Annotated in this window: 10 protein-coding genes, 3 tRNA genes and 1 pseudogene; 5 read left to right on the forward strand and 9 right to left on the reverse strand. The window is 43.3% G+C overall.

All coding sequences use genetic code 11. From position 1 onward, the window contains the following. Window positions 1-230: 230 nt before the first annotated feature. A pseudogene (locus BVU_RS02020) lies at window positions 231-561 on the forward strand (NAD(P)H-dependent oxidoreductase subunit E); the annotation flags it as partial. Between the two features lie 447 nt (window positions 562-1,008). On the opposite strand, the gene BVU_RS02030 reads toward BVU_RS02020, so the two are convergent. From BVU_RS02030 to BVU_RS02050, 4 genes are all read right to left on the reverse strand, one after another. Next, a complete protein-coding gene (locus BVU_RS02030) occupies window positions 1,009-2,313 on the reverse strand; it encodes a DEAD/DEAH box helicase (RefSeq protein ID WP_011964739.1) in 1,305 nt (434 codons plus the stop codon). Window positions 2,314-2,738: 425 nt separating this feature from the next. Then, complete coding sequence (locus tag BVU_RS02040) at window positions 2,739-3,098, reverse strand: PH domain-containing protein (RefSeq protein ID WP_227225127.1); 360 nt, start codon at window positions 3,096-3,098, stop codon at window positions 2,739-2,741. A 174-nt stretch (window positions 3,099-3,272) separates the two neighbouring features. Continuing rightward, window positions 3,273-5,729 (reverse strand): PQQ-binding-like beta-propeller repeat protein, encoded by a 2,457-nt coding sequence (locus BVU_RS02045; protein ID WP_011964741.1) that lies wholly within the window; start codon window positions 5,727-5,729, stop codon window positions 3,273-3,275. Window positions 5,730-5,756: 27 nt separating this feature from the next. Beyond that, the gene (locus BVU_RS02050; RefSeq protein ID WP_005840141.1) at window positions 5,757-6,695 is read right to left on the reverse strand and encodes an endonuclease/exonuclease/phosphatase family protein; all 939 of its coding nucleotides are present in this window, start codon (window positions 6,693-6,695) and stop codon (window positions 5,757-5,759) included. Window positions 6,696-6,840: 145 nt separating this feature from the next. On the opposite strand from BVU_RS02050, the gene cysK reads away from it, so the two are divergent. Both cysK and mnmA read left to right on the forward strand, forming a co-directional pair. Beyond that, on the forward strand, window positions 6,841-7,791 hold the full coding sequence (cysK, locus tag BVU_RS02055) for a cysteine synthase A (protein ID WP_005840143.1): 951 nt from the start codon (window positions 6,841-6,843) through the stop codon (window positions 7,789-7,791). 6 nt (window positions 7,792-7,797) lie between these two features. Beyond that, window positions 7,798-8,862: a tRNA 2-thiouridine(34) synthase MnmA gene (gene mnmA, locus BVU_RS02060; protein WP_005840146.1), complete on the forward strand. Its 1,065-nt coding sequence runs from the start codon at window positions 7,798-7,800 to the stop codon at window positions 8,860-8,862. Here the strand turns inward: mnmA and BVU_RS02065 are convergent. The 5 genes from BVU_RS02065 to trpS all read right to left on the reverse strand — a co-directional run bounded on the left by BVU_RS02065 (window position 8,859) and on the right by trpS (window position 11,193). Further along, window positions 8,859-9,503 carry a helix-turn-helix transcriptional regulator gene (locus BVU_RS02065; protein WP_008667703.1) on the reverse strand — a complete coding sequence of 215 codons (645 nt, stop codon included), beginning with the start codon at window positions 9,501-9,503 and terminating at the stop codon, window positions 8,859-8,861. The two genes, mnmA and BVU_RS02065, sit on opposite strands and share 4 nt — an antisense overlap. A 77-nt stretch (window positions 9,504-9,580) precedes the next feature. After that, a tRNA-Val gene (locus BVU_RS02070) sits at window positions 9,581-9,655 on the reverse strand. Window positions 9,656-9,695: 40 nt separating this feature from the next. Then, window positions 9,696-9,770: transfer RNA gene (locus BVU_RS02075), tRNA-Val, on the reverse strand. A 38-nt stretch (window positions 9,771-9,808) separates the two neighbouring features. Beyond that, window positions 9,809-9,883 (reverse strand) — tRNA-Val (locus BVU_RS02080). Between the two features lie 215 nt (window positions 9,884-10,098). After that, the gene (gene trpS / locus BVU_RS02085; protein WP_005840166.1) at window positions 10,099-11,193 is read right to left on the reverse strand and encodes a tryptophan--tRNA ligase; all 1,095 of its coding nucleotides are present in this window, start codon (window positions 11,191-11,193) and stop codon (window positions 10,099-10,101) included. A gap of 103 nt (window positions 11,194-11,296) precedes the next feature. Between trpS and BVU_RS02090 the strand changes: the two genes are divergently transcribed. After that, window positions 11,297-12,088, forward strand: a complete 792-nt coding sequence (locus BVU_RS02090; protein WP_005840169.1) for a hypothetical protein — start codon at window positions 11,297-11,299, stop codon at window positions 12,086-12,088. A gap of 254 nt (window positions 12,089-12,342) precedes the next feature. Beyond that, window positions 12,343-15,564, forward strand: coding sequence for a carbamoyl-phosphate synthase (glutamine-hydrolyzing) large subunit (carB, locus tag BVU_RS02095; protein WP_005840171.1), 3,222 nt, complete (start codon window positions 12,343-12,345; stop codon window positions 15,562-15,564). The last annotated feature ends 3 nt before the right edge of the window (window positions 15,565-15,567 follow it).

The following is a 15,567-nucleotide window of genomic DNA, read 5'->3' on the forward strand; positions in this document are numbered from 1 at the left end:
AAATGGTTGACAAATTGATTGTAAAGCCCGGTCCGTTCACCACCAAACGGACCGGGCTTCTTTTTTTTCATATTTTCCACTCTTCCTTTATCAACCCGGACATTTTCCGATCTTTGCAACACACTAATTCTTATGCCCATGAAAATACGCCCCACCTGTAAATTACAAGCAATCATGAAGAAAACGGAAAGATTGGCAACAAGCATGGGAACCAGCCTGAAGAGATGTAACGTATCATCGCCCGCAAACTGAACATGCCCGTATAGAAAGTGTATGGCATGGTTACTTTCTATACGTTCTTTGCCATGATCCCCAAAGGAAAACATCCCATCTCCGTATGCATGGGAACGGTCTGCCGTGTACGCGGCTCCGAAAAACTACCGGAAGAATTTAAACGGATATTGGGAATAGAAGCAGGAGAAACAACTCCCGATGGTAAGTTCTTTCCGGACTGTCTGTGGTGTGTAGGCGCCTATGGATTGCCCCCTGTAATAATGATAGAAAGTCTATGACCGACTGCAACCTGTGGATGTGGAGAAGATTATTGAAGACTTGGAATGAAATGCAATCTTTTTTTCTTATTATTAAAATCTTTCTTTTTAATCATTAAGCGTTTTCTTCCTTTTATGTTCTATCTCCCAAGCTTGCGGAGTTAACTCCATAGCCTTTGGAGTTATCTCCATAAGCTTGGGAGTTAACTCCAAAGGCTTGGGAGATAGAACACATCCTTTCAAAAAGGCTTACTCTTACGGTCAAAAAGAATTAGCTATTCCTATACTATCACTAAACCCTACAATAAAGTTAAATGAGGAAAAGCCGCATAAACAACGAATAATGCAAAAGTTTGATAAACCGGTGAAAGAATACCACAAGATATCAGAAGAGTTCCCCGTTTTCCAAACAGATGGAAAGCGGGGAACTCTTCTGCATTAATAAATGCATTCAGTTTAAACAGGTTATAAAAACAAATATAAACTATTTTATAATGAAACGCAGACAAGTTATTCTTTATCCTGGTCTGCCGGAAGCCTTTCTATCCGAACTCTGCCTGCCTTGCCCTTGTTTGCTTTGAGCCTGTTTCTTCCTGCGCCAATAATCACCATTGCTTTTGCTGCCCCGGTACACCTTATTGGCTTTTGCTTTTTCTTTCAGTTCTTCGGTCTTGCCGGCCTGCGCTTTTTCCCCTTCCACGGTCACCCAAGGATGGTCTTTCACAACAGGAATCTGTAGTCCTATCAGTTTTTGGATATCCTTTAAATAAGGCAATTCTTCCGATTCACAAAAAGAGATGGCTATTCCGTCGTGTCCGGCACGCCCGGTACGACCGATGCGGTGCACATAAGTTTCCGATATATTGGGCAGCTCATAGTTGATAACGTGAGAAAGCTGGTTCACATCAATGCCTCTGGCTGCAATATCTGTGGCTATCAGCACTCTTGTGGTATGATCCTTGAAGTTTGTCAACGCCCTTTGGCGTGCGTTCTGCGATTTGTTTCCATGAATAGCTTCCGCCCCGATCTCACTCTTGTTCAAAATCCTCGCCAATTTATCCGCACCATGCTTGGTACGGGTAAAAATCAACACTGACTCTATCTCAGGATTCTTCAGCAAATGCAGCAACAAGTCCTTCTTTTCCTTCTTCTCTACAAAATAAACACTCTGCCGGATAGTATCAACAGTAGATGAAACTGGAGTCACCTCTATCTTCTCCGGATTAGTCAACATGGAATCTGCCAGCTTCTCTATTTCAGAAGGCATGGTAGCCGAGAAAAACAAAGTCTGTCGCCGGGCAGGAATCAGTTTCAATACTTTCTTGATATCGTGTATGAAGCCCATATCAAGCATACGGTCTGCCTCATCCAATACAAAATACTCCAACCCCTTCAATGAAATACAGCCTTGCGACTGCAAATCAAGCAAACGTCCGGGAGTGGCAATCAATACCTGCACACCTCGTTTCAAAGCATCAACTTGCGCCTTTTGGGGCACTCCACCGAAAATGACGGCATGCTTCACTCCGGTATATCCGGCATATTGGTCAAAGTTCTCGCCTATCTGTATAGCAAGCTCACGCGTCGGGGTGAGTATCAATGCTTTGATACCTTTTTTATGGTCTGATTGATAAAGTCGTTGTATAAGGGGGATAGCAAACGCTGCTGTTTTTCCTGTTCCTGTCTGGGCGCATCCCAGCAAATCTTTACCTTTTAATAATACAGGAATTGCTTGTTCCTGAATGGGGGTCGGCGTTGTATAGCCGGTTTGTTGTAAAGCCTTCAAAATAGGCTCTATAAGATCTAATTCTTTAAATGTCATGTGAAATAATTAAATTGGGCCTCACGGCCTGTATCTATTTTATGGGAACAAAGGTACAGTAATGATTCTGCCCGGAAGTATTTCCGGGCAGACTTTATGGTTATTTAACTACACCGAATGATATTCTTTACAACTACCTGAATGATACCTATAGATGCGATTATCAAGTTCTGTTTATCTATGATTTCCTCTTTAAGCGTAAATTCCATTCTGCTCTATTCTTTTAAGCAGTAAATCACGAAGATTGTCACGCAAATGAAACACATCAATCTTAGACTCACAACTCTTCTCCAAAATGTCCCGAATATCAAACATGATAAACAGGTCTGCTTCTTCCAGTTCGACAAAGACATCCAGGTGTCACTGCCAAAGGTAGCAATCGCAAGATTTGGAATCGGAAATGTTAACGAATACATAAGATTTTCTTATTGCTTCAACCGCGACTTTACTTCCTCCACTATCTTTTCGGCATGCCGACAACTCATTACATATTTTTCCCTATTATTTATTTTAATCAAAAAGGCTTGACTATAATCTCCTACATATGCTGTATAAAACCCTATTTTACTATTATAGAATTTTCCTATATACCCACCTAATCCACCTATGCCGAAAATACGAATTTCTGCTACATTTTCCCTATGGTATAAGGAAATATCAGTTATATCGGAATAGAGATATACACCTGCCCCAATATACGTTCCATAATTATATGCGTTTCTGACAAGATAAGTTTCCGTGGTTGATAGGCAACAGTAAAAATCAAAGTAAAAAAGATAAGACATAAAACGGAGGCACCAATAACCTTTGACATCATATCCTGATTTACCCAAAGTATTAGGACAGGAAATACTATTCCGGCCATAAGAATAATAAAAGAAACTATCCAAGTTATCAACTTGACATATTGACTACGTTCTACTCTTTCTTCTATAATCATACTATTTTAATCGAATCTTCTACTTACAGAACAAATAAACATTTCCACCAAAGTCCGAAACCACCAATGCATTACCCGACAGGGCTACCGACCCGAACATAGGAGCTCCTGTAGCATGTTTCCATACCACCTTGCCATCCTCTTTATTAATTCCGTATACCGTACCGTCCGAAGCGGCTACATAAACAATATCTCCCGCCCATACCGCACTGGTTTCAATCGTAGCGGAAGGCTGACGGCTATAAGGACAGGTATAAACCAAAGCATCCCCCACAGGACAAGTCCATTTTTCTTCCAATGTCTCACTATCCAAGGCTATCAGCCCTTTCTGTGCAGAACCAAAGATAATCTCCTTGTCAGTGAGTAAAGGAGTAGAAGTAACGTCCACATTATAAGGTAATGGTTTACGGACTATCACTTTTCCGGTAGCAGCCTCTAATATAAAGAAAGACTTATCTGAGATCAGATACAACAAGGCACCATGCATGGCAGGAGATGCTCCCCGATTACGCAAACCGTTATCGCTGACCGCCCAAAGTTTCTCACCTGTTTTGGCATCATTGCCGTAAAGGGCATTCCATTGTGCACCGGCAACCAGCAGGTTGTTACCCAAAGTCAGCGTGCTCGTAGTCCCTTCTCCTTGTCCCCAGCCTTCATTTTTCCAAAGTTGTTTGCCCGTTCGGGCTTCAAAAGCACAAAGCCCCTTTCCGGTTCCCGCATAGACCACTCCTTCACCGGCCACCAGTCCGTCAATAAGGGCCGGCAAGCCATTTACGGGCAATTGCTTTTCCCAACACAATTTACCGGTTTCGGTATCAATGGCATACAAAAAGCCTTGGGCATCCTGGGCAAACACGATGTCACTATCAACCGCAATGGAGTTTTTAATAGAATTACGAACAGGACAACTCCAAAGAATTGTACCGTCCTTCCCATTCAAAGCATACACATGGCCTGCACCTTTCAGATCCTCATCCACAGAGGCAACAATTACTTTTCCCTTGTGTATCAGTGGAGAAGTCATATAAAGATTAGCTCCGACATTGTTAGTCCATGCCAGCTGCAAAGGCAAATTCAATGGAGCGGAAACGGGGGCGGAATGTTTCGCATTGCCTGACAGATTATCCCAGTCAGCAGAAAACAAAGGAACGGTCTTTTCAGTCCGGCAGATAAAATTACTTTCTGCTTCAGCTATCTCTCCGTTATTAAAACGGGCTGTTACCCGCAAAGTAAGTTCCTTACCCACATATTTATGAGACAAGGGAAGCTCCCCGTTCCATGACCAGTCAGTACTTTGCAGCAATCGCTTGTTTTTCAGCACAGGTTTCCCGTCGGCCAGACAAGTATAGAGCACTTCTCTCACCGGCGACACGGAAGAATACACATTGACAGCCACCGGAAGGACACCCGAAGCCATTACTCCGGCAGGCGAAGCGATACAGATATTCTTGTCCAAATAGGTATAACGGAGCTCGGAAGTGAAATCTCCTTTACTATCTACGTGCATCACACGAAAAGCAGTAGTGGAATGATCTATGCCTCCTTTATCCAATGAAGAGGTACAAACACTGTAAACATCTCCCTGTTTCTTCATATAGTTAATATGCCAATGACCATATACCCATGCTTTCAAGTTGTACTCATTCAGATTAATGCTTCCGGCATTCTTGCTCTTAAAAATAAAGGTATCTTCGTATGTCAGCAAATCATGATTGAAAACAACAACAGGAGTTCCGGGGCGGATATGAGCCAGGTCGTTCTTCAACCAACGACAGACGTCATCGGAAGTATAGCCTGGAGCATGGTCTCCTCCGGGCATCGGCGTAACAACATAGTGCACATTACCTGCATCAAAAGAATAATATACCGGCCCATAAATGCTTTCAAAAAGTTCTTCGCCATACTTCCCCTTTACCAAATCATGATTTCCGATACAATAAAAGACAGGACAGTCCATATTTTCCGTATTCATCAGTTTGATATGAGCCTTCAAGCCTTTTTCATAGCAGAGATCCCCGGTATGAATGATAAAAGCCGCCTGTTCATTCCTGGCATAGTCATGCACATTATTCACCCAGTCTGCATGATTTTCCGTATTAAATATCTCTGTATCAGTAATATGAATATACCTGTGGGAGCCGTCTTTACGAATCCGTCCACTGTAAGGGATCAAACCGAAATCATAACCGGACTGTTTCTTTTCTATTTTATGATAATGACGGTTAAATGTTTTATACCCCGAAGGAGTGGTAATGAAAATAAAACGTTCACGCTCATGACCGGGTAAAGTAAAACTACCGTCGGCAGCCGTTTCAACCACATTCAAGCCATCGGATACTTTGATGCCCGCCAGCGGTTTTTCACTTTGGTCAAATACGCCATTCTTGTTTTTATCTACATATACATGGCCCGTGTAAGCAGCCATCACCGGCATTGCGGCCAACATCAGGCACGATAATAAAAAGGTCTTTTTCATGAATATCTATTTTTATCAACTCTTATTTTAATCAAGTTCGAATTTCGAAAGGACAAAACCATGATCTGAAGGATAGAAAAAATCTTCTCCTTTAAAAGTAAAAGTTTTACCCAAACTATTGTCATAACACTCAGATGCTATCGCCTGAATGGTTTTTCCCTGATAATAAATAAAATCAATGCGGTCCATACGACACTCGGTTTCCAACGAATCCGCATCTGTCAGCCACGTTACTCCCAGATTGGCCACCGGATTGGGGTTCATCTCACGGAAACTATCTTTAAATCCCGCCTCTTCCATAGCAATGGAAACAGGCCAATCCACCACTGCACCACCATGAAGATACAGGTTACGGGTAGCTTCCGTCCAATCCAGATGAGAATGCACGTTAAAATCACCGCCCATTATAATTGGAATACTGTCGGCCTCTGCCAACAAGGGTTGAAGAACAGACAAAATCTTATGTATTTCCTCATCACGTGTTCCCTCCATCTCCCAAGCCAATATTTCTTCCTTGGATTTATCCGTCGGGACCAAACGCATATCAGGAAGATAATGCAACCAAGTATTAAAAACACGGACAGGTTTCCCATCCACATCTATCATCACTCCGCCAAAATTAAAGGTACTTATGCTGTCGGCAAAAGCATATTTCCGAATAATGGGATAACGGCTATAAATAGAAAGATTATCAGAAATGAGATTGTACGAATATCCCAATGAGTCGGCTACCATCGGGGCAGCTCCATAAGTTTCAATCATCAAGACCACATCAGCCTCACTTTTTTTCAGAATATCAATAGTTCCCTCACACCCTTTTCCGGAATAAGTTTTTGAATGACCGCCATGCCATACATTCCATGAAAGGACAGTCAGCGTCTTTTTCGACTCTTTTGAAGATGTGCAAGCTGCCAATGCACACAAGCAAAGGGCTAGTACCCCAATAAAATTTCTTGTTATCATCATAGATTAGACTTGTTAATTCCGGACAAAGATAGTGAATTATTCAGGAGACAACACTATAAAATATACCCTAAATAGGGTATTTCCGCCATGAACATCTTCCCCTATCTTTGCATTATAAAATCAGAACCCACTAAATGAAAAGATTATGGCAAGAATAAAAAAAGAATTGACCGAACTCATCGGAGGAACTCCCTTGTTGGAACTGTCACGCCTTAGTAAAAAACACGATGCGAAAGCGCAAATAATTGCCAAACTGGAATACTTCAATCCCGGAGGAAGTGTAAAAGACCGTATAGCCCTGGCAATGATAGAGGATGCAGAAGCCAAAGGAATCTTGAAACCCGGAGCGGTTATCATTGAACCAACCAGCGGCAACACCGGCGTAGGGTTAGCATGGGTTGCCAGCGTGAAAGGTTACAAAGCCATACTGACCATGCCCGAAACCATGAGCGAGGAACGCCAGAACCTGTTAAAAGCCATGGGAGCACAATTGGTACTGACCGAAGGTGCAAAAGGAATGAAAGGAGCCATAGAAAAAGCGGAGGAATTGCGTGACCGGACTCCGGGAGCCGTCATTTTGGGACAATTCGAAAACCCGGCGAATCCCGCCGCCCATGCACGTACCACTGCACAGGAAATATGGAACGACACGGACGGAAAGGTAGACATCTTTGTTGCCGGAGTCGGTACAGGCGGCACTTTAAGCGGAGTAGCGGAAGGATTAAAAAAACAGAATCCCCATATACAGATTGTAGCTGTAGAGCCGGATAACTCCCCCGTCCTTTCGGGAGGAAATCCGGGACTGCACAAGATACAAGGTATCGGAGCCGGATTTATCCCTCATACCTACAATGAAAAATTAGTAGACAAGATAATCCGGGTGAAAGACGATGACGCCATCCGCACAGGACGCGAACTCTCTCTGACGGAAGGGTTATTGGTCGGAATATCTTCGGGAGCAGCCGCCTATGCCGCATTGGAACTGGCCAAACTCCCCGAAAATGAAGGAAAACAAATTGTAGTGATCTTGCCCGATACGGGGGAACGATATTTGTCTACCGTGCTTTATGCTTTTGAAGAATACCCATTATCATAAAATGAGATGAACATAGCTGCATTAATTTCAGGAGGAGTAGACAGCGCGGTTGTCGTACATCTCCTCTGCGAACAAGGATACAAACCGGATCTTTTCTATATTAAAATCGGAATGGACGGTGACGAAGATCTCACCTGCACGGCAGAAGAGGACATTGAACTATGTACCGCCACCGCCCGCAAATACGGTCTGAGCCTGAATATCATTGACCTGCACCGACAGTACTGGGATAATGTAGTGGCATACGCCATCGATAAAGTGAAACGCGGTCTTACTCCCAACCCGGATGTAATGTGCAACAAGCTCATCAAATTCGGATGTTTTGAGCAGGAAGCAGGGCATTTATATGACAAGACAGCTACCGGACATTACGCCAGTATTCTTGAAAAAGACGGGAAAATATGGCTGGGAACCGCACAAGACCCCGTCAAGGACCAAACAGATTTCCTGGCACAAATAGATTATCTGCAAATTTCAAAACTGATGTTCCCTTTGGGAGGTCTGATGAAGAATGAGGTCAGGGATATCGCCCGCATTGCCAAACTGCCCAGTGCACAACGCAAGGACAGTCAAGGTATCTGCTTTCTAGGAAAAATCAACTATAATGAGTTCCTCCGCCGTTTCTTGGGTGAAAAAGAAGGGGATATCATTGAAATGGAAACAGGAAAACGGATTGGCACTCACAAAGGATATTGGTTTCACACCATCGGACAGCGCAAAGGATTGGGATTAGGTGGAGGACCATGGTTTGTTATCCGCAAAGATATAGACGAGAATATCATTTATGTCTCACACGGTTATGATACAGACAAACAATATGGGACAGACTTTGCCTTGCATGATTTTCATTTCATCACAGAGGACTTATGGAAGGGAGCACCTTCCGCAGATGTTTCTTTCAAGATCCGGCATACAGACACTTTCATGAAAGGAATATTGACACGGGAAGATAACTTGTTCCGAATCCACAGCCACGTCCCCTTACAGGGTATAGCCCCCGGACAGTTCGGTGTGCTGTATGACAAGAATGCGGAAATCTGTGTGGGAAGCGGTGAAATCACTTTATCCTAAATATAATATTCCACCACATCCACAATCCCTGCACGAAGGGCATATTTTGTTGCTTCGTGCACATTGTTCACTTCCAGCTTGCGAAAGATATTTTTGCGGTGAGTCATTACCGTATATACACTTAGGAAACGCTCAGCCGCAATCTCTTTCGTAGTCTTGCCCAATGCCATCAGTTTCAGAATTTCACGCTCCGTGACCGTAAGCGGTGAAACTAACTTATCTTTTTTGTCTTCTTTATGCTGCAACAGCCAGACTGCACGCGTACACATGTATTGTAAATGCTGTTTTGCCTTCCGCAGCCCTTCCTCTATCTCTATCATCGGCGCATCTTTCATCACCACGCTGAATGAAGTTCCGCTAAAAACCATACGCCGGATGAAATCCTCACTCAGATTATCGCTGAACAGAACAAAATGTGCCTCCTTAAACCGTTCCTGCAATATAAGCAAATATTCAGCCGAAGTATCAAACAATGTATAGTCCAACACTGCAACGGCATTGGGATTATCGACAAGAAGCCCGGTTAATTCACTCTGACTGCCGGCTTCCTTTATTGCGGCGAACCCTCCTATCCGACCGGCCACCGTTTTCATACCTTCACGGGTAATATCCTGATTATCGATAAGTAGCAATGTTTTCATGCCCATACATTTTAACTAGGGAAACTTACTGAAACAAAAAAGCCTTGCATCATTGTGTGCAAGGCTTCATTCTTCGGTGGGCGTTGACGGATTCGAACCGCCGACCCTCTGCTTGTAAGGCAGATGCTCTGAACCAGCTGAGCTAAACGCCCGATAGTGCTTTCTCGTGCAATATTTAATTTCTTTCTTCGGTGGGCGTTGACGGATTCGAACCGCCGACCCTCTGCTTGTAAGGCAGATGCTCTGAACCAGCTGAGCTAAACGCCCGAAGGTTGCTTTTTATAAAACAAGAGGTGAAGATGGAGTGGGCGTTGACGGATTCGAACCGCCGACCCTCTGCTTGTAAGGCAGATGCTCTGAACCAGCTGAGCTAAACGCCCGATAGCCTCTTGTTTCAAAAGCGTTGCAAAGATACGGCTATTTCCGATAACTGCAAATTTTATGCACACTATTTTTTCATTTATTTTTCAATTAAGCACTTAACACACTGAAATACAGAGGATAAATTACAAATCCTGTCTTATCATTCAAGAAACAAAAAAGGGAAACTATACCTTATTATATATAGTTTCCCCTTTTTCCTTTTGAATTTATTTTATTCCTGCCCGAAACGCTTTGCCTGTTCGGCAATCAATTCCACATCATCAAAATAGTTAATCTTCATCGCCTTGCGTACTTCATCCAATGTAGCGGTTGCCGTAGCACGGGCTGTTTCGCATCCCTTACGTAACATATCGTAAATAGCCGGAATATCCTTTTCAAACTCTTTACGACGTTCGCGGATAGGCGTCAATTCTTCTTGCATAATAGCGGCAAGGAACTTCTTCACCTTCATGTCTCCCAATCCACCACGGGTGTAATGTGCCTTCAGTTCATCCAAATTAGGATAATCGGGCAAATAACGTCCAAAATGCTCAGGCTTACAAAAAGCATCCAGATAAGTGAATACTGTATTTCCTTCCAATTTACCCGGATCGGAAACTTTCAGGTGAGTAGGGTCGGTATACATGCTCTTCACTTTCTTTTCCACCTCGTCGGCTGTGTCCGACAAATAAATACAGTTACCCAATGATTTGCTCATCTTAGCCTTTCCATCCGTACCCGGCAGACGCAGACAAGCCGCATTGTCCGGCAATAGGATTTCGGGTTCTACCAACGTATCACCATAAATATGATTGAAACGACGTACAATTTCACGGGTCTGCTCAATCATCGGCTCCTGATCTTCACCCACCGGAACGGTAGTTGCTTTGAAAGCGGTAATATCAGCAGCCTGACTGATAGGATAAGTGAAGAACCCTACCGGGATGCTGGTTTCAAAATTACGCATCTGGATTTCGGTTTTCACTGTCGGGTTACGCTGCAAGCGTGACACTGTGACCAAATCCATATAATAGAAAGTCAATTCGCACAATTCGGGAATCTGAGACTGGATAAAGATGGTGGACTTCATCGGGTCCAGACCGACAGCCATATAATCAAGCGCCACCTCAATCACATTCTGACGCACCTTCTCGGGATTTTCTATATTATCGGTTAATGCCTGCGCATCGGCAATGAAAATAAAAGTCTTGTCATACAGTCCGGAATTCTGAAGTTCAACTCTGCGCTTCAACGAACCTACGTAATGACCGATATGCAATCTTCCCGTAGGACGGTCACCGGTCAGTATGATTTTTTCTTTTCCCATATCTCTTAAATATTATCTTATATTAAAAATTACGCAAAGATAGGAATATTCTGACACAAACACTTAACTTTGAACCGCTATTTCACATATAATAATTGTTTCGATGAATAAACTAAGACCGACCATTAAACTAGCTCTATTTATTTCTGTAGCAAGCCTGTTCTTTGCCGCATGTTCCGATGATGACGATAAAAGTATTCCCGTACCGGAACCTTCACGGATGATTACCGGAATTAAAGTGCATAAGATTTCGGATGTTATCACTTATCAGGGAATGATAAGCCTCACTTACGACAACAACAAACGGCTGACCCGCATTTATAGCAGTTCACCGTTAGCGGCAGTAAATTACACGTACAAAGAGAACTCTGAAGTCAGTTATACTTACTCTACGGAAAATTCTCCTTTGGTAGAAATAAGCACCTCGTTGGAAAACGGCAGAAGTTATGTATGCAAATTCTCCAACCGGGAAAATCCGGTAACCTATTCTTATGACAATGAAGGTTATCTGAAAAGCTGCAATAACAATGGAACCGTATTGGAATACAATTGGGAAAGCGGAAATCTATCTTCCATAACCACTACTCCAAGAGGAACTTACAACAGTGATTACAGAGTTTCCAATATCGCCAATGATTATAGTCTGGACTTGAACACACTGGCACAATGGATTGATGACCGCGAAAACTATACCACCGTAATGAACACTTTCGGACAGATGGCCGAAATTCTAGGGAAAAGAAGCGCCAATATTCTGGAAGACACTTATTATATATACGACTATAGTTTCCGGCAGGATGGAAGACTAAAAGATATGACCCTGATGGGCGGATCGGAAAATATAGGATATTCATTCCGCTTTTCGTATGCCGATGATACAGAAGTATCCGAATAAATATACAAAAAACAGAACATTCGGAGAGGATTTCAGACTTTTATTTTAATTTGTGTTGACAAAGATCTTGATTTATTTTGTTATCTTGGAAATAAGTCGTTACTTTGCACAAAATTTAGTAATGCTATGTATCCTACAGGAACAAAGATAATATAGACATACGAACAAATGCGTTAGTCCTCGTACGAGGATGGACGCATTTTTTTTAATATTTAGCGACATTAAAACAACTATTATAATAAAAGAAACTTTCAATGAAAAAGGATTTAAAGAAAGTCCTGGTATTGGGTTCGGGTGCACTCAAGATAGGCCAGGCAGGAGAGTTTGACTACTCAGGTTCACAAGCGCTGAAAGCATTGCGCGAAGAAGGCATTCATTCGGTGTTGGTAAATCCTAACATCGCAACTATCCAGACTTCGGAAGGCATAGCCGACAAGGTTTATTTTCTTCCTGTCACTCCCTTCTTTGTTGAAGAAATTATCAAAAAAGAACAACCGGACGGTATTTTATTGGCTTTCGGTGGACAAACTGCATTGAACTGCGGTACCGAACTTTACCTGAACGGTACACTGAAGAAATATGGTGTAGAAGTATTGGGTACTTCGGTAGAAGCCATCATGTACACTGAAGACCGTGATTTATTCGTAAAGAAGCTGGATGAAATTCCGATGAAAACCCCGAAGAGCCACGCCGTGGAAAGTATGGAAGAGGCTCTGAAAGCTGCCCGCGAAATCGGTTATCCGGTTATGGTACGCTCCGCATACGCACTAGGTGGTTTAGGCAGCGGCATCTGTCCGGATGAAGAAGCTTTCATCAAACTGGCTGAAAGTTCATTCGCATTCTCTAAACAGATCCTGGTTGAAGAGTCATTGAAAGGTTGGAAAGAAATAGAATTCGAAGTAATCCGCGATGCCAACGACCATTGTTTTACAGTGGCAAGCATGGAAAACTTCGACCCGCTGGGAATCCATACCGGTGAATCTATCGTGGTGGCCCCCACTTGCTCTCTGACAGAAGAACAAGTAACAATGTTGCAAGATTTGTCTACAAAATGTATCCGTCACTTGGGTATTGTGGGTGAATGTAATATCCAGTATGCTTTCAATGCAGAAACGAATGACTACCGTGTTATCGAAGTAAATGCACGCCTGAGCCGTTCTTCTGCCCTGGCTTCTAAAGCAACCGGATTCCCTCTGGCATTCGTTGCCGCCAAAATCGCTTTAGGCTACACACTAGACCAGATTGGCGAGATGGGTACTCCCAACTCAGCCTACGAAGCTCCCCAGTTGGATTACTTGATTTGTAAAATCCCCCGTTGGGACTTGACTAAATTCGCAGGTGTATCACGCCAGATTGGCTCCAGCATGAAGTCTGTGGGTGAAATCATGTCTATAGGCCGCTCTTTCGAAGAAATCATTCAGAAAGGTCTTCGTATGATAGGTCAGGGTATGCATGGTTTCGTAGGAAATGACCATACTAAATTTGAAAACCTGGATGAGGAACTGGCCAACCCGACAGACCTCCGTATTTTCTCCATCGCCTCGGCATTGGAAGAAGGATACAGCATTGAACGCATCCACGAACTGACCAAAATCGACCCGTGGTTCCTGGGTAAGTTGAAAAACATCGTTGACTATAAGGCCAAACTTTCGACTTATAATAAGATTGAGGATCTGCCCGAAGATGTGCTTCGCCAAGCTAAAGTATTAGGCTTCTCCGACTTCCAGATTGCACGCTTCGTATTGAAAGCCAGTGGCAATATGGAAAAGGAGAACTTGGCTGTACGCGCCCGTCGTAAAGCTTTGAATATCCTTCCGGCTGTCAAGCGTATCAATACCGTCGCATCTGAACATCCCGAATTGACCAATTACCTGTATATGACATACGCTACTACGGGTTATGACGTCAATTATTATAAAAACGAAAAATCGGTAGTTGTATTAGGTTCAGGCGCTTACCGCATCGGTTCATCCGTGGAATTCGACTGGTGCTCTGTAAATGCTATCCAAACCGCACGCAAGTTGGGTTACAAATCCATCATGATTAACTATAACCCCGAAACAGTTTCTACCGACTATGATATGTGCGACCGTCTGTATTTTGACGAACTTTCATTTGAACGTGTACTTGACGTGATTGATCTGGAGCAGCCGGGTGGTGTCATTGTATCGGTAGGTGGACAAATACCTAATAACCTGGCGATGAAGCTTCACCGTCAGTCGGTACCTGTATTGGGAACTTCTCCGCTTTCTATCGACCGTGCGGAAAACCGTCATAAATTCTCGGCCATGCTTGACCAACTGGGTATTGACCAACCGGCATGGAAAGAATTGACCAGCCTGGAAGACATGGAAGAATTTGTAAACAAAGTAGGTTACCCGGTATTGGTCCGTCCTTCCTATGTGCTCTCGGGCGCTGCCATGAACGTATGCTATAACGAAGATGAACTGAAGGAATTCTTGCAGATGGCTAAAGAAGTTTCTAAAGAATATCCGGTAGTCGTATCCCAATTCATGCAAGATACTAAAGAAATAGAATTCGACGCTGTAGCCCAAAACGGTGAAGTAGTGGAATATGCCATCTCCGAACACATTGAATATGCAGGTGTCCATTCAGGTGATGCCACATTAGTATTCCCGGCTCAGAAAATTTATTTCGAAACAGCACGCCGTATCAAGAAGATTGGTCGCCGTATCGCTAAAGAATTAAACATTTCCGGTCCGTTCAACATGCAGTTCCTGGCTAAGAACAATGAAGTGAAAGTGATTGAATGCAACCTGCGCGCATCACGTTCATTCCCGTTTGTTTCCAAAGTATTGAAACGCAACTTCATTGAAACCGCAACCCGCATCATGTTGGGTGCTCCATACAGCCAACCGGACAAGTCGGCATTCGATATTGACTGGATCGGTGTGAAAGCTTCCCAGTTCTCTTTCTCCCGTCTGCACAAGGCAGACCCTGTATTGGGCGTAGATATGTCTTCAACAGGTGAAGTGGGTTGTATCGGTGATGACTTCCATGAAGCTTTGCTGAACTCTATGATTGCTGTCGGTTTCAAGATTCCTACAAAATCTGTCATGTTCTCGTCAGGTGCCACCAAATCCAAAGTAGATTTGCTGGAAGCAAGCCGTATGCTGGCAGAAAAAGGATATGAGATCTATGCAACTGCCGGAACCGCAACTTTCTTGAATGCACACGGAGTAAATACCACACCGGTTTACTGGCCGGATGAAAAGCCCGATGCAGAAAACAATGTCATGAAGATGATTGCCGAACATAAATTCGACCTGATAGTCAACATTCCGAAAAACCATACCAAACGTGAGCTGACTAATGGTTACAAAATTCGTCGTGGAGCAATCGACCACAATATTCCTTTGATTACCAACGCCCGTTTGGCAAGTGCTTTCATTGAAGCATTCTGTGAAATGAGTGAAAAGGATATTCAGATAAAGAGCTGGCAAGATTACAAATAATCT

The organism is Phocaeicola vulgatus ATCC 8482, assembly GCF_000012825.1.
Classification (GTDB): Bacteria; Bacteroidota; Bacteroidia; order Bacteroidales; family Bacteroidaceae; genus Phocaeicola; species Phocaeicola vulgatus.